The following is a 22,354-nucleotide window of genomic DNA, read 5'->3' as shown; positions in this document are numbered from 1 at the left end:
AACTAATAACCAAAAGCTAAAAACATGCTCGATTTACTTTCCATGGATTTTATGCAGAACGCTCTCATCGCAGCGGTGCTTGTTGCCATTGCCTGTGGCGTTATGGGAACGTATGTCGTGGTGAACCGCTTGACGGCTCTTTCGGGTGGCGTGGCGCATGCCTCGTTTGGTGGGGTGGGGCTGGCTTGCTTTATCGGCTTTTCGCCGATGCTTGGCTCGCTTGGCTTTGCGCTCGCCTGTGCAATGCTCATGGGAGCGCTCACGTGGCGTGACCGCAAACATGCTGATACGTTTATTGGGATTATTTGGGCGGCTGGCATGGCGCTTGGCGTGATTTTGACGGATTTGACGCCTGGTTACAGTGGCGAAATGATGAGTTTCTTGTTCGGTAGCCTTTTGACCGTGCCGACAGAACTTCTCTGGTGGATGGGGGCGTTGCTCGTGTTCATCTTGGGGGCGGTCTCGGTTTGCTTCCGCAATTTCCTTTCGATTTCATACGATCCTGAGTTTGCTCGCGTCCGCGGCATCCCTGTGCTGAATTACTACATGCTTTTGATTGCGCTAATTGCGCTCACGGTCGTGATTGCCGTGCAGGCGGTGGGCATGATTCTCGTGATTGCGCTCCTCACGATTCCCGCTTACATCGCGGAGTGCTATGCCAAAAATTTACTCCAGATGATGGTTATTTCGGTTCTGGTTTCGCTTGTACTTGTGGTGCTTGGACTTTTAGTCGCGTGCCAGTTGAACTTTGTCGTTGGACCTACGATTATCGCAGGTGGCGTCATCTTGTACTTGCTCAACTTTGCCGTTAAAAAGATTGTAAAAAAATAGGAGAGGGAAAATGTTTTCAATGTTGCGCGTTTCTGTAGCTTTAGCCTGTTCGTTCTTGGCGACGTCTGCATTCTCTGCCGTTGCCCGTAATTCGTTCGACAACATGGACGTCAAAACGTCTTATTCCGAACTTTTGCAAGAGAAAAACGCCCGTAACGATTCGCTCTTGCCGGCATTCGATGGCGACAAGGCTTTTGCCGAAGTGCTTCGCCTGAATCCGAATTTCTGGAGCTTGGGTAGCGCCATCAACAAAGAAGAATCCCTCGTAACAAAGCTTCACGTGAACTTGATTTTTGTGGACGGTACCCGCGAAGAACCGTTCTGCGAACTCGACAAGGCGGCGAAAAATACCGCTGACGAATGGAACGTGCGCATCGGTGCGGACTTCGTTTCTGCAGGTTCCAATACGGTCCACATTCACGTGCAACAGTGCTTGGATTACGTGCGCGACCAGCTTGGTTACGCCATCAAGAAGGGCGACAAGATTATCCACGTGCCGCCTAAAGAAACTCTTGACAGAATCAAGAAGAGCGAAATTCCGGACGCTATCGACATTGATTTGCAGCAGACCCTTCTCAAGGCTCACGAAGACGTGAATCTCACCGGCAAATGCCCGAAGGATATCGAAGCTTACATCATCCTCATGAATGTCTACAATCAAGTCAAGAAGATGAAGATGGACTATGTGGTCATCAATGACCAGCTGAACAAGCAGCGCAATGGCGGTTCACGCGTGCAGTCCTGCGCCTTTAGCCGCGAATGGAATAAGCGCTACCAGGAAAGCGCAAGCTTCGAATGCGATATTGATAACGACCGTTGCATCTACCGTCAGGAAAATGACGGCGATACAGAATGGTCCATCAACTACGAAAAAGACCGCTTTGAATACATCAACAAGAAGTTCCTCTTCTTCAATCGCGATCCGATGAGTATCCACAAGGGTGGAACCATGATGGATTTGCGCCTGATTCGTCTCTCGACCACGCTTTACCTGGAAGCCTACATCAATTTGAAGGGCGAGCCGGTAACCCTTGGACTTATCGTTGTGCCGGGCGACAAGACCATCAAGGATTACGAAGACGATCGCCCCTCTAATGAAGAGGCCCGTGAACTCACGGAATAATTTTTATTTCTCTAGCACGCGATTCCCGTACTTCTTCTCGAATTCCGTTACCAACTTGTGCGGTTCCGGGAAGTAGTACTTGAGAATATTCATGCCGACCGTGTAGATCTTTTTCGGGATGCCGAATACCGGTTCTGCGATGCCACCCGCAATGCAGGCGAGAGTATCGCTATCGCCACCAATGGATACTGCGTTTCTAATGGCATCTTCGTAATCGGTCGCTTCCAAAACGCAGCGGATTGCTTGCGGAACCGTACCCTGGCAAAGTGCCGCTCCCGGGTAGTTCCAGCTGTATTCTGGACGCAACTTGTCAAGCGTGAAATTCAGATCGTAGTCGAAATCGCTCTCGATAGCCATCTTGATTTCGTCCTTGCTAGCGCCCATGCGTGCCATGAAAATCGCAAGTGCAGTTGCCTGCGCCCCCTTGATCCCCTCGGGATGATTGTGCGTGCATTCGGCAGATTCTTTAGCCTTCGCAAGCACCTCTTCCTTGGTATTGAACGCCCAGCCTACAGGCGAAATGCGCATGGCGGAACCGTTACCGCAGCTGTTGTAAGGCGTGCCAAAGCCGTCGCGACGGGCTCGAGCGACATATTGCGTAAATCCGCCACCGTAGCCACCGACCGGACACTCGTACTTGCTCGCGTAAGCGACGTAATACTTCCACGCTTCGCCCCCGCGCATAATCCAGTCTGCCGTTGCAAACGAGAGAATACTATCGTCCGTGGGCGAGACCCCGTCCGGGAACAACTCGAAATCCTTAGCTTTGTAGTTTTCAAATTCGTAAATGGAACCGACGGTGTCGCCGATGATTGCTCCAATCATAAAAAACTCCTTATTTCTATTCTAATAATAATATCGTATTATGAGGGGAAAATGTAAACTGAAAAAAGTTTTTTGGATAGCTTCTAAAGAAGAGGCTTCCAGTGAGGTTGTGAATAATTAGACTTGGTTTGCAATGTAATCGACATGTTCTAGCAATTCCCCCCCCCCAAAAAGTGTCGTTAAGCCAAATAAGGAATAATTCCCCTCCTTTAACGTCCTTTTGGGCTTATATTTCTAGTGTATGTCGCTTGAAATAGCAAAAATTTAATGTATATTAATGAAGTAAAAATTTAAGGAGAATATTATGAATTCTTTCGTTAAGGCTTCTTTGATTGCTGCAATGATGACTGCTCCGCTTATGGCTGACGAATCCTTTGGTGGCGTCGGCATCACCATTTACCAGGTGCGCGAAGGTGTTCACGTGGCAGAAGTTATTCCGGGTACGCCTGCTGCTGAGACCAATCTCCGTGCTGGCGACGTGATTACCTCTGTTGACGGTGTGAGCCTCAAGGGGCAGGATATTGAATTTTCGAAGTCTAAGCTTCGCGGTCAGGTCAATAAGCCTCTCGAAATTACTTACACGAGCAATGGCGAAACCTATTCTGCCGTGATTCGTCGTGCCCAGATTACGGTGAAGGACTTGGACAACAAGGCTGTCAAGAGCTGGTATGGCGACAAGGAACGCGTGAACGCTCAGGAACTTGAAACGTTTGCTAGCGCTACCGAAAACGACAAGCAGCTCGTTGCAGTGCTTAGCCGTGGCAACCTCATCAAGAACGATGTTGCTGTCGCTTCTGCTGATGTCAACGGAATTTATGTGGAAAAGGCTAAGACTGCTCCGAAGTTTACCAAGACGACTCCGGTCCGCACGGGTGATGCAAGCCTCCGCCTCTTCAACCGCAAGGCTATCGCATTTACGCTCAAGTCTCCGGGCCGCGCAACGGTTACGATCATGAGTGCTGATGGCGAACAGGTGGCAACGCTGAACCTCGATAATGCTATTGCTGGCGTGAATACGCTTAACTGGAATGGTGCTCAGGTGCCGAGCGGCCGCTATGTTATTTCCATTGACCACAATGGCGCTGTGAGCGGTGCAAACGCTGTGCTGAAGTAATTCGCTGCGATTCTCGCAGGCGGTATTAGTTTCTGCTTTACACAAAAAATTTGATGAACGCTTCGTATTTGGAGCGTTCATTTTTTCTATCTTGTGGAACCGTGATTTTATCCAAAACCCATTGCGTTCTGTGGGCCGTTATCGCATTGTTTATCGCTGCGGTCTTTGCTCCTTGCTCTTACGGCGAGGAAATGACCCGCTTTGAACTTGAAGAACGCGAGCAGCCTGTCGAAGACACGACTGAAGTCGATTGGATGAACGATACGACTGGGGTGGATACGATTGAATATCATGCGGTCGATCTTGTGTACGATGTGGAAACATCGACGTTCAACTTGAACAAGTCGGCGCAGCTCAAGTACCGCACAGCAACGCTGGAATCAGATACGATTTGGATGGATCAGAAAAACCAAATTCTCGCCGCAAGCGGAAATCCGATCCTTCGTGAATCCAAAAATCCGTCCTTGTCGGGTATGCGTCTCAAGTACAACCTCAAGTCCAAAATAGGCGAGGTGTATTACGCGACGACGTTCCAGGACAACCAGCAACTGAACGGCATGGAAGTCCGTCGCTTGCCGGATACGAGAATCCAGATTGCTCGTGGTGACTTCAGTACGTGTAACGATACGACGCATCAGCATTTCTACTTCTATGGCCGCCGCATGGTGGTAAAGCCCAAGGAAACGATTACTGCAAGACCGGTGGTGTTGAATATTGCCGATGTGCCGGTGGCGGTTCTCCCGATGATTGTGGCTCCGCTTAAGAGCGGGCGTAAGTCGGGTCTTTTGACGCCTAAGTTCGGTGGTGACCAGAAGCAGGGCTATTACATGCGTAATATCGGTTTCTATTACGCCGCTAACGATTACTGGGATGCAACAATCGCTGCCGACATTATTGAAGGTGACGAGGCTCGTTTTGAACGTTCGACGCTCACGGGCGAGGTCCGTTACAAGAAGCGTTATTTGCTAGATGGGTACTTGAAGTACACGAGTTATCTCAATGAATTTGATTTTGCCAATAGCGATTACGATATCCAGTTCTCGCATAACCAGAACTTGACTCCCGATGCCAAGCATACGTTGAGCGGTCAGGGTTCTTTTGTGAGCAAGCAGAGCGTCCGTAAGGATAACTCGCTAGAAGCTAGTACGATTTTGAACCAGCAGGCTAATGCATCGTTGGCGTATTCCGGAAAGTTCGGGAATAACAAAAGTTTGACGGTCAAGATTTCGCAGAGCCATAACCTCACGACGGGCATGCTCGAAAGGGATTTGCCTGATATCCAGTACCGCATGAGCGGGAACCTTTTCAATTTTGAGCTGGAAGAAGGCGAGGTGGCTGCAGAGGACGGCTCGTTCCAGTCGTTTCTAGAAAAGTTCAATTACAGCTTTACGAACCGCTTTAACTACAAGTCGCATCGTGAACGTGATACGACGCTCAACAAGGATACGACCGCGCAATACTTGGGCTATACGGGTACGTACACGTTGGATTACTCTGGACGACTTTTTGACGTCATTAACATTACTCCGAGAGCGACTTTTACGGGCTATTGGACGGGTACGTCTTGGCGCAATCCGAACGATTCTCTGTACAAGAGAAAGCGTTATATGAGCTTTAATCCGGACGAGGGGACGTTTGGTAATGTCGCGTACAACCACAATTACAGCTTGACGGCCGACACGAAACTTTATGGTATCTGGGTGCCTGAAATTGGACGTTTCACGGGTGTTCGCCATGTGCTTTCTCCGAGTGTTTCTTACACGTACGCACCTGAAATTGATACGGTCAAGAAGTTTGCTCCGCATCCGTATTTGGGACAGTATCCGTACCAGCAAAAGCAACAGACGATTGGCTTTAGCCTGAGCAACGACTTTGATATCAAGTATCTCAAGGTGGCTGGGCATGTCGATACAACGGGCGATTCTACGAAAAAGGCTAAGGCAGTTGAGGACCAATATGGCACACGCCGTTTGCTCACGACAAGGCATAGCTTCTCGTATAACTTTGCTGCTGATTCGCTCAATTTCTCGGATATTTCGTCGTCATTTGGTTTCCAGATTTTGCCGGACTACATGTTTACCATCAATACGCGTCATAGCTTCTACCATAAGTACGACTCGAATCCGAACAAGGTAAAATTCCCGGAACTCACGTATTGGGGCTATGAGCTTTCAAAGGATTTCCATTGGAGCGGTACGTTTAATGGCGGTCTTCCGTCACAACTTGAAAAGTACGAGATGCTCAAGTGGTCTTTGAGTTTGGATTACCGTTATTCGTTTAGCAGTACGCGCGTGGCTAAGAATTTGTTTAAGGACAACATATCTCATTCGACGGGAATTTCGGCAACATTCCAGCCGACGGTCAACTGGGATGTTTCTTATAGCACCCGTTACGATTATAACGAAGGCAAGTTTGTCTCGCATGAATTTACGTTCAAACGTGTGTTGCATTGCTGGCAGCTCGATTTCACATGGACGCCGACTGGTCCTGCTGCGGGCTGGAGCTTCTCCGTGTATGTCCGCGACTTGCCTGATATCAAGCTTAACGCCGGCAGCACCGATACAAAGAGTTATGACTAAATCTGAAATTGTACTTGCAAGCGGTTCGCCGCGCCGTTCCGAAATTTTAAGACAGTTGGGTGTTAACTTTCGCGTGGTTGTCTCGGGCGAAGATGAAAAGCCCACAAGCACAAATCCGCTCGACTTTCCGCGTGAAAACGCCTGCATCAAGGCTTTGTCAGTTTCTCGCCAGGAACGCGACGCTTATGTGCTCGGCTTTGATACGCTTGTGTTTTTGGATAACGTTCCGCTGGGCAAGCCGAAATCCGAAGCGAACGCTCTTGAAATGTTAAGCAAACTAAACAATCGTAGTCATTTTGTGATTACTGGAGTCGCCATTGCCCGTAACGGCGAAATCCTTAGCGCATCTGAAGAGAAAACAGAGGTGTTTTTCAGAAACTGCACCTTACAAGAGCTCAAAGATTATGTAAATTCTAGGGACCCGATGGATAAGGCTGGCGCCTACGGCATTCAAACGAATGGCGCGCGCTTGATCAAGTCTATCAACGGTTGCTACTACAACGTGGTTGGGTTACCAGTTGCACGTACACTGGAAATGTTGGATGGTTTACAAGTTAGGGTATAGCAAATGATTCAGTTGGAAGAGAAAAATCCAAACGAACGCCTTGGTGACTTTTTGGTCCGCGTTCGTGAATCTCAAGGACTTACTATTGATGATCTTGCCGAGCGCACGAAAATCTCGGTAAAGATGCTTCATTTCATTGAATCGAGCGACTGGAAGTCTTTGCCGGTCGAAGCTTATGTCCGCAGCTACTTGAACTCCGTAAGTACGAAGCTTGGCTTGGATCCCAAGGCTGTCCTTAAAATGTATGCCGAAGAAGTGGGCTCAAGCTATGAAGTCCGCGAGGCTGAACCCATCAAGAATATCGCTCCGATGACGGACGAAGAAAAAAAGCCGCGTAGCAAGGCTGTGCCTATAGCTATCGTGATTATTCTCGTCCTCTTGGTGGTCGGGCTCCATTTTGTGACCCGTGAAAAAGCCGCTTCTGACGCTAGTGCCAATCCGCCATCGGTGGTTGCTGCCGAAGAATCTGCCGAAGTCAATCAGGACATGCCTGAAGGCGCTATTGCGGTTCCGGTCGATTCCATCAAGGAAGAAAAGAACGAAACGGTGACTCAGGCAGAAGTCGATAAGGCTGTGAAAAAGGCTGAAAATCTCCCGGCATCTGCAACGATTTTTATCTCTTCGACTTCCAAGAAAGATACGACAGTGACGACGGGCCCGGTTTCGGATAACGGTCGTACTCGTATTGAACTCGTCGGTTCCGGCGAAATGCGTTCTTGGGTCGGCATCAAGCGCGACGAAGACGATGATGATTTTGTGAAAGAAGCGAACATTGCAACGGTCGATAACAAGCTTGTCTATACCGCAAGTGGTACGCTCTACATTGTGATTGGTGAACCGCGTGCCATTGGCAAGATGTACTTGAATGGCGTGGAAACTCCGGTTCCTGTACCGAAGTTTGGCCGTGTGGCTCGCTTCAGCGTTTATGACGGTCGTGTCCTTAAATAAGAGGTGCTAAGATGCGTTCTTCTAAGATTTCTCGCAAGACGAGTGAAACCGACATTCAACTTTTCTTGAATCTGGACGATTGCTCCAGAGGTCAGATTAGCTCGGGCTCGGGCTTCTTGGATCACATGCTGAACTTGTTCCAAGTGCATGGTGGTTTCCACCTCGATTTGACCTGCAAGGGCGATACCGAAGTCGATATGCACCACAGCATGGAAGACATCGCCATTGTGCTTGGCCAGGCTCTCGTTGAATGCCTCGGCGACAAGAAGGGCATCGAACGTTATGGTTTTTACTTTGTTCCGATGGACGAGGCCTTGAGCCGCGTGTGCATTGACTTTAGCAACCGCATCGGCTTTGTCTGGAATGTGAAGCTCCCGGCTGCAACTGCTGGCGGAATTGAAGCAAGCATGTTCGAACACTTCTTCAAGAGCCTTTGTGAAAACGCTCGCATGAACTTGCATGTGGAACTCTTCTATGGCAATGACAATCATCATTGCCTGGAATCCATCTTCAAGGCTTTTGCTCGCGCTGTTGCCATGGCTGTTGCTCCTTCCCGCAACGTGAAGGGTGTCCCCAGCAGCAAGGGCGTTTTGTAGTAAGGTCGCGAAAAAATCCTTTTCACATCTTGTAAACCTTTACATGGCGAAACTTCGGTTTCGCCATTTTCTGTAAAATTTTGACTCTGCGTAAGAAATTAAAAGCAATTATTTACGACACTTTCCTAGAATTTTTGTTCTAAAAGTTTTATGTTTTGCCTCGGTTTGGGTAATATAGCGAGGATGAGATGAAGGTGATTTCTACGACATTGAAATTGGCGTGTTGCCCTTTGGCTTTCTGCGATATGGCGTGGGCTAAAAGCGATGTCGACTATCGTAAATCGCTTGGTAAAGCTCGCGTCTATATGGTGGCTAAAAAGCCCCGCCTTGATTTCTGCAATGTGAAATTTTCGGGTCATAAAATTGATCTTGACCTCGTAAGCGAATACGGTCGCGTAAGCGCTTCTATCACTGCCGATGAACCGCTTTTTAAGCCGAGCGAAAAGAAAACGCTTGTTGTCGATGTGGGCACTGACGTGCCTCATGTCCTCGCCAAAGATGAAGTTGTCGCAACAACTCACGGAATGAAATTCTATGAGATTGATACGGCGTTCTATGAAAAGGCGAGTGACAAGGAACTGAAAAAGTGCCTAGACGAAGACTCTTTTGTGGCTTGGCTTACGCCCGAGAAACTCCTGTACCTTTATTCGAATAGATTGATTCGAATCCCGAATTTGGATAAAACCAAGAGTTTCCTTTGGAATTATGAACCGATGTTTATCGGGAAGGTTGTGCGACCAGTTGTGAAACATGCTGAAATGCGTCATACTCGCGAGCCCTTCCTTGATATGCTCGAATCGGAAATCGAAGATTGCGAGGATATCCGCGATGATGTTGTGCTCCTGTTCTTTGATGTCGAAGAACGGGATAACAGCCTTTTGATCGGCAATGCGGTTTCGATTAACGAATTCCAACTCCCTTTAAACGGGCTTGCTTTGCCTTCTATTGATTTGCTTGCGATGGATGCGGAGAATGTCTTTATTGAAAAATTCAAGCCCAAGTACAACGCCGCGCTTTTCCATCCGTACCTGAACGGTGTGGATGCTACGCCTGATTCCGAATACGATGCTATTGATTACGCTATCGATGACTGGATGACTCTTGTATTCAAGGGCTTGAAATGGTATGGCGGGCTTGAGGGAAATTGCTTGGTGTATAGCAGAGGCGATGGCCTGCGTGTGATGGCGCCAACATCGTTTGATGATTTCCTAGAACGGAAATTTATCGAATCCGTGCTCGCGTGCTAAAATAGTCCTTCTCGACTCCAGTGAAGTCTTGAATTGATTTGTCATGCCCGCCACCTTGTCATGCCTGCGAAAGCAGGCCTCTCCCTTATGAAACATGTTGTTTCATATACTTAAATAAAAATCTGCAATTTTAAATAAAAATTGTTAAAAATATAGAAAATTTAAAAAATTTGTTTCATTATTATTGAATTTTTTGGCGGTGTAATTTATCTTTATTGGTGTAAAGGTTACCCATAAAATGAAATCCGTTTTTGAATATAGAGATTACCGCGAATACATGCGAGATTTTTACGAGAGCCGTAAAAAGTGTTCCGCATTTACGTGGCGCGAGTTTGCAAAACTTGCGGGCTTCTCTTCGTCGGGATTTTTGAAACTTGTTTGCGATGGTAAAACGCGTCTCTCGAAAGTGGGCGTTGAAAAAGTCTTGCCGGCGATGAACTTGTCTGGTGCGCAAGCAGAATATTTTCGTGCGATGGTCGAATTTTGCGATTCCGCTCGCTCTGAAGTCCGTCAAGTCGCTTTTGAACGGATGATGAAAATTGCGCAAGAAAACAAGATTGATTTTTTAGAGGCAAAGTCGTTTGAATATTTTTCGTCGTGGGCAAACCCGGCACTCAGGGAACTAGCCCCGATTATGAAGGACGCAACGCCTCTTGAAATGGGACATGCTCTTGTGCCTGCCATTTCTGCTGCCGAAGCTCGTGAATCATTGGAACTTCAGGAATCGCTTGGGCTCTTGAAAAAAGATGAATGCGGAAATTACGTGCAAACAAGCGAAGGTGTTTCGAGCTCTCGTGAAGTTATCTCCGCGACTGTCGTCAATATGCAAAAGCAATATGCGCATTTGGCGGCTGAATCCCTAGAACGGTATACGCGAGAATACCGCCACATTTCGGGCATGACGATGGGCCTTGACCGAGAAGCTTATGAGCGCCTAGCTGCAGAACTTGATGCCTTCCGCAAAAAAGTAGTGGAAATCGTATCGAACGTGAAAAGCTACGATCGCGTTTATCGAATGAATTTACAGCTCTTTCCTTTGAGCAAACAAGTTGGAGAAAAAAATGAAAAAGAATAATCTGATGCAAAATTTATTTGCTATGAGCCTTGCTTGCGCAACGGTTCTTTCGGGGATTACGCTACTTGCGGGGTGCTCCGGTTTTACCGAAGATACGAATACGTCTTCGAATGATGATGGCGGAATCATTGATGTTCAGACTGCTTTTGCTTCGGCTCGCGTGTCTCAATTGGGTAAGGCTGTGGTTGATGAATCCAATGATTCTCTTACGTTTGTAATTGAAAACTTGGGGGGCTGCTTTAATCACAATGGATCGCTTTATTATGATCCAGACTATTATTCTGCAGATACAAATCACTTTGCCTATAACTTCCGCAAAGATACATTGCAGCTTTCCTTCATTTACGAAGATGAATCAACAAAAGAACTTGAGACGGTTCAATATATTGGCGGAACCTCTGGTGTGTTGAACGGCACTTGGCGCTTGACGCAGTGCTTCTATCTTGACGGCGTTTATTACTGTAATAATGACGCTTACGAAAAGTTTTTTAAGCTCGATGGCGATAAAGTTGAATTCCGTGTTGGTGATGTGGCTAACTATGATTATATGAACTCGGATTTTGTGGGTGATGTATTCCGATTTTTGAACGATAAACAAACCATTATGTTCGAAGATGTTTTCTATTCACGTTATAACAATAGTCCTAAAAAATATGGAATTACAGTTCAAGAAAAAACGAATAAGAGTATAAAGTTTACACATGAAGGTCGCACGTTTGACTTGAAATTGGATTATGTCCGTTATAGCGATAGTATGGCTGTAACGCTCTCGTCTAATGGAACGACGTGCGTTGGCAATTATAGTAAGAAAAATGATGTCACGCCCGAATTATGCCGTGAAGAAAATTCAGCTTATCTGGATTTTCTAGCAAAAGATTCAGATTCTGATGGTCATGCGCTGCGATATCAAAGAGATAATGGTCGAGAATTCTCAAAATGCATCCAGGGAATTCTTGAAAGTGATGTAAAGACATCTACAAGTGCGGATTCAGGAAATGTTGATGTGCTGGCTGGTTTTGCATCGGCTCGTATGGTGTATTCCGGTAAAGCTCTTGTTAATGAAACTCAAGACTCGTTAACGTTTGTTGATGAACAAGTGGGTGGATGCCTCAAGAAAGGCGAATCATTTATGTATGACCCTGATTTCTATTACGGTGATTCAAATACGTATGCCTATGGCTTCCGCGGCGATACTTTGGCGCTTACACGGCCGGCGGTACTCTATGCAGATGGTAATGACGGTTTTGAATCGACAGAGACGATATTCCTTGTTGGAGGATCGTCTGGAAAGCTTGATGGAATCTGGAAAATTTTGCCGTGCAGACTGATTGATGCTAAAGGTGAAATGGGTTGCCTGAATGATGCCGATGAGGATTTTGTAAAAATAGATAATGGAAAAACGGAGTTCTATATTGCAGAGCTCGCGGACTATGATTACATGAAATCCGTTTTTGTCGAAGAATTATTCATGTTCTTGGACAGTCAAAATTCTATTCAGATTGAAACTCCGTTCTATGGTGGTCGGAATGTTGAATCTTTAGCTGAAGATTATGGAATTACAGTGCAAGAAAAAACGAATAGGAGTATGAAGTTTACTTATGAGGGACACTCTTTTGATTTGAAATTGAATTATGCGAGAATAAAGGATAGTGTGTCCGTAACATTGACATCGGGTAATGTTGTTTGCAATGCATATAACCGTGAAATTCCAAATATTACGCAAGAGCAGTGCCGTGAAGAAAATGCTCCCTATCTAAAAGAAATGGAATCGGGAGCGTACGAGATTAGAAAGCGTAATGACACTGAATTCGAGGATTGCATTAATGGAATCCTCGGACGCGAACGGAAAGATTAAAAAATTTTTCTACACCGGTGTCTTGCTCTTTTCTCCGGCGATTTCTCGCACGAGCTTGGGCACTTGATAGCCGGGGAGCTTGGTGCGAATCTGCGCGATGAGTTCTCGGGCGCGTTCGTCGCTGACTTCAAAATGGGCGACGCCTTTCGCGTGGTCGAGTTGGTGCAGGTAGTAGGGGAGTACACCTTGCTCGAATAGTCTGCGGCTCAAGCGTTCAAGTGTATCGGCGTCATCGTTCACGCCTTTCAAAAGAACGCTCTGGTTCAAGAGAGTCCAACCGCTGAATTTAAGTTGTGCGAAAACGGCGGCAGATTCTTCGTCCAATTCATCAGGGTGGTTCACGTGTACCACGAGTACGCAATTGAAACGCGCGGGGAGTTCGCGCAAAAGTTCAAAATGCAGCATCACGAGGTCCGGTCGCATAATCGGGAGTCTCGTGTGGATGCGGAGCGTCGTCACAGACGGGTGGAATGCGATTGCTTCTACTAGGTCGCGGAACGGTCCCGGTCCAAGCGTGAGCGGGTCTCCGCCTGAGAGGATAACTTCCCAAATGCTCGTATGGACGTCTAGCCAGTTCGAAACTTCACTCGCGATATTCTGTGTGTCCTGAAAGGGGTAATTGCGCCTGAAGCAGAAACGGCAGCGCACACCGCAGGCAGAAGTCGAGACGATGAGGGCGCGGTTGTCGTACTTTTGCAAGATGCATTCGGACTTGCCGGCGGGGAGGTCACCCACAGGATCATCGACAAAGCCGGGGGCATCTTTGAGTTCGTCCTTGCTCGGTAGAACCTCGCGTAGCAGTTTGACGGGCTCGGCCGAAATCTTGATGAGGTCGGCGTAGTGCTTGGAACAGTTGAATGCGAATGTGGGCTCTTGGTCGAGGTTTGCGCGCATTTCGCTTGTCAAACCGGTAAAATCATTGCCCAAATAGTCTAAAAATTCAGAAATATGCGTGAATGTTTTAACAGAATTGTCCATTATATTGCTAAATTTAGAATCAAAAACCAAAAGAGGATAATATGGGTACTGTAAGCACCAACGAATTCCGTAAAAAATTGAAAATCATGGTTGATGGTCAGCCGTATGAAATCATCGAAAACCAGTTTGTGAAGCCGGGTAAGGGTCAGGCTTTCAACCGCGTTCGTATCAAGAACTTGGTGACTGGCCGTACTCTCGAACGCACCTGGAAGAGCGGTGATACGGTGGAAGAAGCTGATGTGACCTACACCGAAATGACCTACCTCTACAACGACGGTTCTACTTGGTACTTCCTCAACAGCGAAACTCAGGAAACTGAAGAAATCTCCAAGGAAGCTCTCAATGGCTGCGAAGTTTGGCTCCTCGATGGCGCTACTGTCGAAGTCACTTGGTGGAAGGATCCGAAGACGATGGCTACACTTCCGATCGAAGTTATCCCGCCGACCTTCGTTGACTTGATGATCGTTGACGCTCCTCCGGCAGTTCAGGGCAACACCAGCGGTAACGTGATGCGTGAAGCTACTCTCGAAACTGGCGCTAAGGTGATGATTCCGCTCTTCATCGAAAACAACACCAAGATTCGCGTGGATACCCGCGACGGTTCTTACCTCGAACGCGCTAAGTAATCTTGTCATCCTGGAGCGCGTAGCGCGATGGGATCCAGTGATTTTTCAAAAGCCTCGTCCAAGCGACGGGGCTTTTGTTGTACTGCGGCGAAGTCGCATAGACAAACTGTCTATAGTTTTTCTCGGGGCATTCGCGCGCTTAGCCGCATTTCTGTATAATTTATAATTGTTGTTTAACCCAAAGGGATATATGGGAATGTTTAATAAGCTTTCTGGTTTTGCGTCCGTGGCATGCGTTGCTGCGGGCTTGATGTCGTTTGGTGCAATTTCGGCAAGTGCTGCTCCAGACCCGAATTTCCACATTTACATTGCGTACGGGCAGTCCAATATGGGCGGCACGGCTGATGCTCAGAGCGCAGACAAAGTCGAAAATTCGCGCTTCAAGATTTTCGCGACGCAAAAATGCTCGGGCAAGGGGCGCAACACGCTCGGCGATGTTTACCCGGCAGTGCCCTCGCTCTTTAACTGCGGCAACACGATTTCTGTGGCGGACTGGTTTGGCCGCACAATGGCGGACAGCATGCCCGACGTGACGATTGGGATTATCCCGGTCGCGGTGGGCGGTGCGAGCATCAAGCTCTTTGACCAGGACCAGTATGCGAGTTACCTTTCGACGGCTGAAACCTGGCTCCAGAACTACGCCAAGGAATACGCGAGCGATGGCAACGTGACGAAGACGATTATCGACATCGCAAAAAAGGCGCAGGAAAAGGGCGTCATCAAGGGTTTCATTTTCCACCAGGGCGAAACTGACGGCGGTTATTCCGACTGGCCGAAAATTGTGAAAAAGACCCGCGACGATATTCTCAAGGCTCTCGACATGAGTTCCGATACCGTGCCGTTCGTGGCGGGCGAGCTTTTGCGCGAGGGCTGCTGCTATTCTGACCGCGTGTCCAAACTCTCAAACACGATGGACAACACCTACTATGCTTCGTCCGAAGGCTTGGGCGGTAACGGCGTGGACCGCTACCACTTCAATCACGATGCCTACGTGGAATTCGGCAAGCGCTATGCGGCACAGATGCTCAAGGCGGTGAACCGCAAGCCTGTGGAACCTGTTCCGCAGAAGCCGTTTGGCAAGGTGGAAGGCGATAGCGTTGTCGCAGGTGAGGCCGTCAAAATCCCGGGCAAGATCGAGGCGGAAAACTATGATATCAATGGTGTAGGTTCGGGCAATTCCTCTTACTTGGATAACGATTCCGAGAACAGGGGTGGCGAGTACCGTAAGGATGGTGTCGATATTTATAAGGGCGGAGACAATTACGCTATCGGTTATACGCAAGAAGGCGAATGGCTGGAATACACCGTGAATGTGAAGCGTGATGGCAAGTTCTACATTTCTGCGAATGTGGCTTCAGGTACGGAATCGTCTAGCTTTAGCTTGCTTTTGGATGATAAAGAAATTGTCCCTTCCACGAAAGTTCCAAAAACGGGCGATGAGTGGGATGTCTATGAAAGATTGGAATTGGGGCAGGCCGAATTTACTAAGGGCGAGCATGTGCTGAAGCTCTTGATTACAAGCAATTACGTGAATATCGACTGGATTGAAGTTTACGATCCGTCGCTTGCCATTCAACCGAAATTCGTAGCGTCGTCGGGTCCGCAAACTTACGATGTGTTTGATATGCTCGGAGCGCATGTCGGTCGTATCGAGGCTACTACCGCTCAAAATATTTCGCAGAAAGTCCGCGCACTCGTGAAGCAGAACGGTACGTATCTCGTGAAGTCCCGTAACAGCTCCGCGACGATACGGGTGATGAAGTAAAAACTAGCGCGCTATTCTAATGGCAAAGTTGAAACTGTGATTTGTATTGGTTTCCCAGTCGTCATCAATTTTGCCATAGGAGTAGTTGAATGCGACGCCAAATCTCCAGCGTGGGCTGAACCACCAGTCGTAACCGATTTCAGGTCGGATAAAGACGCTGGGGAAATCGTTTAAATCATCTTTTGCGCTGTGATAGATCAAACCATCGTTGTAGTCTTGCGTCTTGACCATTTCATAGCCTACGCTAAGCCCGAAATACAGTCCGTAAAGAGCGCTTTCTTTGTTCTGGAATGGATAGAATTCGGCACCGACACCTAATAGCGCTTTCATTATGACGGCGTCCATTTTTCTTTTATCTGAATCGTGGGCGCTCGGGTTTTCATAATCGGCTTTCCCTAATCCAAGACCGAAAGCTCCGTAAACAGATACCATGTTTGCAATGTATCCGCCGACCCGGACCTCGCTGTAAGGCATCCAGCCATTGCATTTCAGAGCGACTTTATCATCCCAGTGGGGAACAATGTCTTCTGATGTTGCGTAGCTTAAAGCCAAATCTGCAGAGAAATAAAATCCATGGTGGGCGTGAACTTTGCTTGCGTCTGTGCGCGTATCAGCCGCAAAAGCTTGCGATGTTAAAAACAGTGCGATAGCAGTGGTGGCAAGTAGTTTCTTAATCATTTTTTTTTATAAAAATAGCCCGCTTTTTTTAGCGGGCGTCCTTGGTTAATTTTTTAGTGAGACAGCCTGATGGTCAAACCGAAGGTGTGTTGAGCATAAGTTTCGCTATCTTGATAGCTTCTGTCATAGTAGTCTGAATCATCGAGGTCAAGCCAGCCAATAGTGTAGTTGAAGGCGACACCAAAGCTCCAGCGTCTGCTGAACCAGAAGTCCTTACCCACTTCAAATCTAAAGGCGCCAGTGATGAATCCTTCGGACTTGTCGTATTTGTATCCATCATAGGTGTCGACTTTTTCGTAAAAAGCTCCATCAACAGCAAGACCGTAAGAAAGTCCGAGGAACAATCCGTACATGGGATTGTCGATGTCTTGGATGGGGTAGAATTCACAGCCTGCACCGAAATAGAACTTTATGCTTGTGGCGTCGTACTTTCTTTGGTTGTGATAGAATCCGTTGTCATAGCTATAGTAACTATCATAGCTATGTCTATCGTTGACGCTTTCCGTTTTGAACGTTCCTGTTCCAATTCCCAATCCCAAGAAACCGTAAACAGAGGCTACGTTGGCGATGGAACCACCGAGGCGGACTTCTTCATAAGGAGTCATGAAACCGGTAAACTTGTATTCATCGATTTCCACGCCATCGTAATACACGTCGTGGTTGTTGTAGCGGAGATAGGTGTAACCAAACGTCAGGCTTGTCGAAAAATAGAAACCCCTATGAGCATGGAAGTATGGGTCTTTTTTCTCCTTTTTTTCAGGAGCGGTAGTTGTGGAGTAAGAAGTGCTTTCGAAAGCGCTTGTGGAATTTGTCGGTTCGCTTGTTCCGAAGTAATCGCCGCTTGTTTCATATTGAGCGAATGCAAGCGATGCCAGTAAAAGCGTTGCGCCAATGATTTTTTCTCTCATCTTAGATCCTCTTGGTGTATAATTGTATTTAAAATACAAATTAGCAATTTTTAAGCTTTGTGCGGAATACCTCTGCAACTTTGTCGGGATTATCGCTTTTCAGCCAACTTAATGTTTCCGTGCCACGGTAGCTCCAGGCAAATATGTTCTTGATGCCTGCGGCTCGACTTTCATCGATGGCGATGGCGAGGTCATTTTCGCGCCCTGCTTCAATCTGGTAAGCCTTGACCCACATTTGTACGGATTTCCCGTAGCGGTTTGCGACTTCGACGAGCTTATTTGCGGTTTCGCGGTATTTTTCACGGACCCATTCTTCACTTGCTCCGCGCTCCCAGTACGGGTCGCTTGCGATTTCATCGACGGCATCTAGGCGCGCGACACGACTCCAGTCGTCGAGCCCCGCCGGGAACCACGGTGGGAGCATGCAAACGCAGTTGCGTTTGCCGCGCGCTTTAACATCTTGTGTCATCTCGTCCAAGAATTCAATAAGGCTTTCTTCGCGGAACTGTTTTACGTCATCCGTAAGCTCGGCGGGCATCTCGTAGCCAAACTTTGTACGGAACTTTGCGCGGCATTTTTCGCAGCGGCAGCTCCAGTTGCTAAGCCCGCCTTTTTCAAAATAAAAGTGCGGCTCGTCCCAGAAAATCGTAGAGACGTTTGTTTCGCAGACTGTGGCAATCCACTTGTGCATGTAGGCGCGGAACTCCGGGTGGTTCGGGCAGGCGGCAACCTTAGGCTTTCCGTCTATGGCGACCTGACACATGTCGTGATTCCTCGCTGTGAGTTCCGAATAAGCTTCGCCGCCAAATACGCGTCCGACTCCCCACGGATTCACGTAAACGGAAAGTCCCATGGCGGCAGAATCATTTACGATCTGCTTCATGGTATCGTAATAGTATTGCAGGTCTTCTTCGCTCCATGTATGGAGGACTGCGTTGTATCCTGCTTCTTTTATATGTACAAGATCTACGTGTGCGAGCTGCGGAGAGCGCACACCAAAGTAGCTGACGCCTTTAATCACGGTTAAAAACCTCTGTTTTAAAATCCTCTGTAGCTCTTGTGCTGAGTCCATTTTGCCCACTGCGGGCAGCCGTTCTTGTGCAGCACATTTTCGAGCGTAGCGCACCATTCGTCTTCGTTGATGGGGCGCCTAATCCAGAACGTTCCGTTGTCGCTCGAGTCTTCAGGGAGCGGCATGTCGTCTGGGATGATTTCGATAATCCACGATTCGGGAATGCCGTTGTGGAGTTCCTTGCTAAAAGCCAAGTTCTTCTCGGTAGCGTGGTCGGCATGGTCAAAGATAATGAGCGATGGCGACTGACCGATGATGAGGGCTGATTCCAAAAGGCTCTGGGCACTTTCGATGGAATTGCAAGTATAGAGGGTGGAATCTTCCGCCATGTTACCATGTTCTAAAAGCCAGCGGAAGGTCCACTGGTTCAGCTTATCGAGGCTGCCTGGCGATGATGGCGTTATAAAAAATATATGTCCCACGCCTAAAGTATAGAAAGTTTATTGTTAAATTATTGGGAGAAAATTTGAATTGTCCTTGAAAAATATGAATTTCCCTGATCTTGGTGAATTTCGGTTTGTCCGTAAAATATTGGATGGGGTCGCTCCCTTAAAAAATGAACCACCCACGCACCGCGGTTGGCTGTCGGCGGGGGATGACTGCGCCATCTTTGATGGCTGGCTTGCGACCAAGGACCTCTCGGTCGAGAACACGCACTTCCGCCTGGACTGGTCGAGTCCGGAACAGGCGGTCGAGAAGCACATTGTGTCCAACGTTTCAGACGTGTCTTCCATGGGCGGTCGACCCAAGATTGCGCTGTTCGGACTTTGCGTGAACAAAAACTGGAGCGAAGAAACTCGAAACAGAATTGCAAAAGCGGTTGCGCAAGGCTTTGAGAGAAGAGGAATTACGTTGATTGGTGGAGATACGGTCTCTGGCGATGTCGGGATGTTTTCGACAACACTCCTCGGCACAACTGATGGCAAAACGACACTCCTTCGCAGTGCTGCAAAACCGGGGGACCATGTTTTTGTGGCGGGCACGCTCGGCAAATCCGATGCCGGACTCTGGATTTTGATGAACCATCCCGAGGAGGCTAAACGCTTCCCGAGGCTCGTCGAATACCACCTTGCCCCGAAAATTTGCGAGGATGCGGGGGCTCAACTCATCAAACAGGGGGTGCGTGGCGCCTGCATGGACATTAGCGATGGGCTTAGTTCCGAAACAAACCACCTTGCGCTCTCGTCGGGCGTTTCTATCGAAATTGACGAGGAAAAACTGCCTATTGACCCCGATGTTTTGGAAATGTGCGGGTATTTTGGGCTTTCTCCCCTCCAATTTGCACTAAATGGTGGCGAAGAATACGAACTTCTGTTCACTTCTAATCTTACAAAAAGTATATATTTAGAAAGTGTGCCCCAAAAGGGCGAAATCCACGATATCGGTTTGGTATCTTGTGGCAGTGGTGTTTATTTGAAAAGGCAAGATGGAGTTAAGGCACTCCTGAATGCTCAGGCTTGGTCGCATCTATGAAAGATTCAAATAGTTTAGGGCAGTTGCTGGTTCGCGTTAACCTGATTAACGAAGACCAGTTAAAGTACGCCGAAGACGAAGTTAAGTTTTGGACGCAAAAAGGCAAAAAACTGACTCTTGCCCAGGTTCTTGTGAAGGCGGGAATGGTCTCGCAGGAACAGCTGACCGATATTCTCGGTGTCCAGATGCAGAGCGTTACCAAGAAACGTATCGGTGAAATGCTCCTGGACCAGGGCTTTATTACTCAGGAAAAACTGAACGAAGCTCTTGAAAAGCAAAAAACGTCGGGCGGCAAGCGCCTTGGCCGTGTGCTTATCGATTTAGGATTTATCGACGAGAAAAAGCTCACGGACATTCTTTGCTGCCAGTTCGAAGTGCCTTACGTCAAGCTCGATTCCATCAAGCTCGATGAAAAGGTTTATGAGTTTATCCCCGAAGAACAGTGCAAGGCGAACAAGATTGTTCCGCTTTACGTGTCGAAAGATGCTCGCCAGGCTCTCGTGGTCGCTATGGCGGACCCGACGAACGTGCGTCTCAGGGACTCTATCAAGTTTAAGGTCAAGCGCAATGTCGATGTGGTCATGGCGTCTGAACAGGACATCAAGAAGACTATCGATATTCTCTTTGCTGGCCACGGTCCTGCCGAAGAATCCCTTGCAGAACTTATTGGAGGTTCTAACGAGGATGAACTTGAAACTGTCGAACGTGGAAGTGGCAATAGCGATGAACCGGAACTGACCGACGAAGAAGGCCGCCAGGTCGTGAAGATCGTGACGACCTTGATTCACGAAGCTATTGCACGTCACGCTTCCGATATTCACCTTGAACCGCAAGAGACGTTCCTCAAGTTGCGTTACCGTATTGACGGTGACTTGCAGGTGATGTCTCCGATTCCGGCTCGACTCATGCCGCAGATTCTTTCGCGTATCAAGCTCTTGTCCAAGATGGACATTGCTGAAAAGCGTAAGCCGTTGGACGGACGTTTCACAGTGCGTTACAAGGGATCCGAAGTTGACCTTCGTGTGAGCTCGTTCCCGATTTCTTTGCGTAAGCGCGGTGTCTGCGAAAAGATCGTTATGCGTATTTTGGACCCGAATTCGGGTCAGTTCCCGCTTAAGGAAATGGGCTTTGACGCCCGCGTGCTCAAGCAGTTTATCGATGCGATTAATGCCCCGAACGGCATTGTGCTCGTTACCGGTCCGACGGGTTCCGGTAAGTCTACGACGCTTTACGCTTCTATTCGAGAAATTTTGGATTCCACGATCAACATCTCGACGATGGAAGACCCGGTGGAATTGAATATTGACGGTGTGAACCAAGGTCAGATCAACAATGCCGCAGGCTTTACCTTTGCGGCGGGCATTCGTGCCTTGCTCCGTCAGGACCCGGACGTGATCATGATCGGTGAAATGCGTGACCAAGAAACCTCGACGATGGCTATCGAAGCTGCTTTGACGGGTCACTTGGTCTTCAGTACGCTCCATACAAACGACGCTGCCGGTGCTTTCCCTCGTTTGCTCGAAATGGGATTGGAACCGTTCCTTGTGTCTACAGCTATTAAGGGTGTGTTAGCTCAGCGACTTGTGCGCCGCATTTGCAAGAACTGCAAGGAACCGGTCGAAATCTCGCAGGAACTTCGCGATGAACTCCACCTCTCGCCGGACATGCAGTTCTACCATGGCAAGGGCTGCGAAAAGTGCGATGGTTCGGGCTTCAAGGGTCGTTGCGGTATTTACGAGTTCCTCGTGCCGAACGAAGCTGTGCGTAACCTCGTGATCAAGCGCGCTTCCGGTGACGAAATCAAGCGCGAGGCTATTAAGTCTTGCGAAATGATTACGCTCCGTATGGACGGCATCAATAAGGCACTCCAGGGTCAGACCACTTTGGAACAAGCCATCGGCGCGTCCACTGCCGACGATTAATTCGACGCTTGTCACCTCGGACTATTAATCTTGTCATCCCCGCCTACCTGTCCTCGCGCCTGTCCTCGCTTGACGGGGATGACGGGGACGAGCGGGGATCTCCTATTTTTGTAAGAGTCTAAAATAATAACTAATGACCATTGACCAATAACCAAATTACTATATTGCACATCT

Annotated in this window: 20 protein-coding genes; 14 read left to right on the top strand and 6 right to left on the bottom strand. The window is 48.1% G+C overall.

Features of this window, described 5'->3' with window-relative positions; translation table 11 throughout:
- The first annotated feature begins 24 nt into the window (after positions 1-24).
- On the top strand, positions 25-831 hold the full coding sequence (locus BUC30_RS00620) for a metal ABC transporter permease (RefSeq protein ID WP_014547123.1): 807 nt from the start codon (positions 25-27) through the stop codon (positions 829-831).
- A gap of 10 nt (positions 832-841) precedes the next feature.
- Positions 842-1,954, top strand: coding sequence for a hypothetical protein (locus tag BUC30_RS00615; protein WP_014547124.1), 1,113 nt, complete (start codon positions 842-844; stop codon positions 1,952-1,954).
- Between the two features lie 3 nt (positions 1,955-1,957).
- Here the strand turns inward: BUC30_RS00615 and BUC30_RS00610 are convergent, their stop codons facing one another.
- A complete protein-coding gene (locus BUC30_RS00610; protein WP_073422986.1) occupies positions 1,958-2,779 on the bottom strand; it encodes an ADP-ribosylglycohydrolase family protein in 822 nt (273 codons plus the stop codon).
- A 304-nt stretch (positions 2,780-3,083) separates the two neighbouring features.
- On the opposite strand from BUC30_RS00610, the gene BUC30_RS00605 reads away from it, so the two are divergent.
- The 8 genes from BUC30_RS00605 (at position 3,084) to BUC30_RS00570 (ending at position 12,758) form a co-directional block, all read left to right on the top strand.
- A complete protein-coding gene (locus BUC30_RS00605) occupies positions 3,084-3,893 on the top strand; it encodes a PDZ domain-containing protein (protein ID WP_073422984.1) in 810 nt (269 codons plus the stop codon).
- Between the two features lie 101 nt (positions 3,894-3,994).
- On the top strand, positions 3,995-6,472 hold the full coding sequence (locus tag BUC30_RS00600; RefSeq protein WP_244536410.1) for a putative LPS assembly protein LptD: 2,478 nt from the start codon (positions 3,995-3,997) through the stop codon (positions 6,470-6,472).
- Entirely contained in the window at positions 6,465-7,037 is a 573-nt protein-coding gene (locus BUC30_RS00595; protein ID WP_073422982.1) for a Maf family protein, read from the top strand. The genes BUC30_RS00600 and BUC30_RS00595 overlap by 8 nt, the downstream gene beginning before the upstream one ends.
- A gap of 3 nt (positions 7,038-7,040) precedes the next feature.
- Complete coding sequence (locus BUC30_RS00590; protein WP_073422980.1) at positions 7,041-7,985, top strand: helix-turn-helix domain-containing protein; 945 nt, start codon at positions 7,041-7,043, stop codon at positions 7,983-7,985.
- A gap of 11 nt (positions 7,986-7,996) precedes the next feature.
- Entirely contained in the window at positions 7,997-8,581 is a 585-nt protein-coding gene (gene hisB / locus BUC30_RS00585; protein WP_073422978.1) for an imidazoleglycerol-phosphate dehydratase HisB, read from the top strand.
- Between the two features lie 188 nt (positions 8,582-8,769).
- Positions 8,770-9,828, top strand: coding sequence for a hypothetical protein (locus BUC30_RS00580; RefSeq protein WP_073422977.1), 1,059 nt, complete (start codon positions 8,770-8,772; stop codon positions 9,826-9,828).
- A gap of 238 nt (positions 9,829-10,066) precedes the next feature.
- Complete coding sequence (locus BUC30_RS00575) at positions 10,067-10,903, top strand: TIGR02147 family protein (protein ID WP_073422975.1); 837 nt, start codon at positions 10,067-10,069, stop codon at positions 10,901-10,903.
- Positions 10,890-12,758 carry a hypothetical protein gene (locus BUC30_RS00570; RefSeq protein WP_073422972.1) on the top strand — a complete coding sequence of 623 codons (1,869 nt, stop codon included), beginning with the start codon at positions 10,890-10,892 and terminating at the stop codon, positions 12,756-12,758. The genes BUC30_RS00575 and BUC30_RS00570 overlap by 14 nt, the downstream gene beginning before the upstream one ends.
- A 9-nt stretch (positions 12,759-12,767) precedes the next feature.
- Here the strand turns inward: BUC30_RS00570 and BUC30_RS00565 are convergent, their stop codons facing one another.
- Complete coding sequence (locus BUC30_RS00565) at positions 12,768-13,736, bottom strand: KamA family radical SAM protein (RefSeq protein WP_073422970.1); 969 nt, start codon at positions 13,734-13,736, stop codon at positions 12,768-12,770.
- Positions 13,737-13,777: 41 nt separating this feature from the next.
- Between BUC30_RS00565 and efp the strand changes: the two genes are divergently transcribed.
- Together efp and BUC30_RS00555 are read left to right on the top strand one after the other, a co-directional pair.
- On the top strand, positions 13,778-14,362 hold the full coding sequence (gene efp, locus BUC30_RS00560; protein ID WP_072827029.1) for an elongation factor P: 585 nt from the start codon (positions 13,778-13,780) through the stop codon (positions 14,360-14,362).
- A 190-nt stretch (positions 14,363-14,552) separates the two neighbouring features.
- Entirely contained in the window at positions 14,553-16,127 is a 1,575-nt protein-coding gene (locus tag BUC30_RS00555) for a sialate O-acetylesterase (RefSeq protein WP_073422968.1), read from the top strand.
- Positions 16,128-16,130: 3 nt separating this feature from the next.
- On the opposite strand, the gene BUC30_RS00550 is transcribed toward BUC30_RS00555, so the two are convergent.
- The 4 genes from BUC30_RS00550 to BUC30_RS00535 are packed head-to-tail and all read right to left on the bottom strand — an operon-like array spanning position 16,131 to position 19,207.
- Positions 16,131-16,805 (bottom strand): hypothetical protein, encoded by a 675-nt coding sequence (locus BUC30_RS00550; protein ID WP_073422966.1) that lies wholly within the window; start codon positions 16,803-16,805, stop codon positions 16,131-16,133.
- A gap of 53 nt (positions 16,806-16,858) precedes the next feature.
- Positions 16,859-17,713, bottom strand: a complete 855-nt coding sequence (locus BUC30_RS00545; protein ID WP_073422964.1) for a hypothetical protein — start codon at positions 17,711-17,713, stop codon at positions 16,859-16,861.
- 40 nt (positions 17,714-17,753) lie between these two features.
- Positions 17,754-18,734 carry a hypothetical protein gene (locus BUC30_RS00540; RefSeq protein ID WP_073422962.1) on the bottom strand — a complete coding sequence of 327 codons (981 nt, stop codon included), beginning with the start codon at positions 18,732-18,734 and terminating at the stop codon, positions 17,754-17,756.
- Positions 18,735-18,751: 17 nt separating this feature from the next.
- Positions 18,752-19,207, bottom strand: a complete 456-nt coding sequence (locus BUC30_RS00535) for a hypothetical protein (RefSeq protein ID WP_139260759.1) — start codon at positions 19,205-19,207, stop codon at positions 18,752-18,754.
- A gap of 64 nt (positions 19,208-19,271) precedes the next feature.
- Between BUC30_RS00535 and thiL the strand changes: the two genes are divergently transcribed.
- Positions 19,272-20,258, top strand: a complete 987-nt coding sequence (thiL, locus tag BUC30_RS00530) for a thiamine-phosphate kinase (RefSeq protein WP_073422958.1) — start codon at positions 19,272-19,274, stop codon at positions 20,256-20,258.
- The gene (locus BUC30_RS00525) at positions 20,255-22,180 is read left to right on the top strand and encodes a GspE/PulE family protein (protein ID WP_244536409.1); all 1,926 of its coding nucleotides are present in this window, start codon (positions 20,255-20,257) and stop codon (positions 22,178-22,180) included. Before thiL ends, BUC30_RS00525 begins: the two co-directional genes overlap by 4 nt.
- The last annotated feature ends 174 nt before the right edge of the window (positions 22,181-22,354 follow it).

Source organism: Fibrobacter sp. UWB7 (assembly GCF_900142945.1).
Taxonomy (GTDB): Bacteria; Fibrobacterota; Fibrobacteria; order Fibrobacterales; family Fibrobacteraceae; genus Fibrobacter.
The sequence above is the reverse complement of the archived record's forward strand: the minus strand, read 5'-3'. Positions and strand labels throughout refer to the sequence as shown.

What these genes read in the sequence shown, in the direction of transcription:
- BUC30_RS00620 (WP_014547123.1), top strand. Translation starts at nt 25, where the DNA reads ATGCTCGATTTACTTTCCATGGATTTTATGCAGAACGCTCTCATCGCA.
- BUC30_RS00615 (WP_014547124.1), top strand. Translation starts at nt 842, where the DNA reads ATGTTTTCAATGTTGCGCGTTTCTGTAGCTTTAGCCTGTTCGTTCTTG.
- BUC30_RS00610 (WP_073422986.1), bottom strand. Translation starts at nt 2,779, where the DNA reads ATGATTGGAGCAATCATCGGCGACACCGTCGGTTCCATTTACGAATTT.
- BUC30_RS00605 (WP_073422984.1), top strand. Translation starts at nt 3,084, where the DNA reads ATGAATTCTTTCGTTAAGGCTTCTTTGATTGCTGCAATGATGACTGCT.
- BUC30_RS00595 (WP_073422982.1), top strand. Translation starts at nt 6,465, where the DNA reads ATGACTAAATCTGAAATTGTACTTGCAAGCGGTTCGCCGCGCCGTTCC.
- BUC30_RS00590 (WP_073422980.1), top strand. Translation starts at nt 7,041, where the DNA reads ATGATTCAGTTGGAAGAGAAAAATCCAAACGAACGCCTTGGTGACTTT.
- hisB (WP_073422978.1), top strand. Translation starts at nt 7,997, where the DNA reads ATGCGTTCTTCTAAGATTTCTCGCAAGACGAGTGAAACCGACATTCAA.
- BUC30_RS00580 (WP_073422977.1), top strand. Translation starts at nt 8,770, where the DNA reads ATGAAGGTGATTTCTACGACATTGAAATTGGCGTGTTGCCCTTTGGCT.
- BUC30_RS00575 (WP_073422975.1), top strand. Translation starts at nt 10,067, where the DNA reads ATGAAATCCGTTTTTGAATATAGAGATTACCGCGAATACATGCGAGAT.
- BUC30_RS00570 (WP_073422972.1), top strand. Translation starts at nt 10,890, where the DNA reads ATGAAAAAGAATAATCTGATGCAAAATTTATTTGCTATGAGCCTTGCT.
- BUC30_RS00565 (WP_073422970.1), bottom strand. Translation starts at nt 13,736, where the DNA reads ATGGACAATTCTGTTAAAACATTCACGCATATTTCTGAATTTTTAGAC.
- efp (WP_072827029.1), top strand. Translation starts at nt 13,778, where the DNA reads ATGGGTACTGTAAGCACCAACGAATTCCGTAAAAAATTGAAAATCATG.
- BUC30_RS00555 (WP_073422968.1), top strand. Translation starts at nt 14,553, where the DNA reads ATGGGAATGTTTAATAAGCTTTCTGGTTTTGCGTCCGTGGCATGCGTT.
- BUC30_RS00550 (WP_073422966.1), bottom strand. Translation starts at nt 16,805, where the DNA reads ATGATTAAGAAACTACTTGCCACCACTGCTATCGCACTGTTTTTAACA.
- BUC30_RS00545 (WP_073422964.1), bottom strand. Translation starts at nt 17,713, where the DNA reads ATGAGAGAAAAAATCATTGGCGCAACGCTTTTACTGGCATCGCTTGCA.
- thiL (WP_073422958.1), top strand. Translation starts at nt 19,272, where the DNA reads ATGAATTTCCCTGATCTTGGTGAATTTCGGTTTGTCCGTAAAATATTG.
- BUC30_RS00525 (WP_244536409.1), top strand. Translation starts at nt 20,255, where the DNA reads ATGAAAGATTCAAATAGTTTAGGGCAGTTGCTGGTTCGCGTTAACCTG.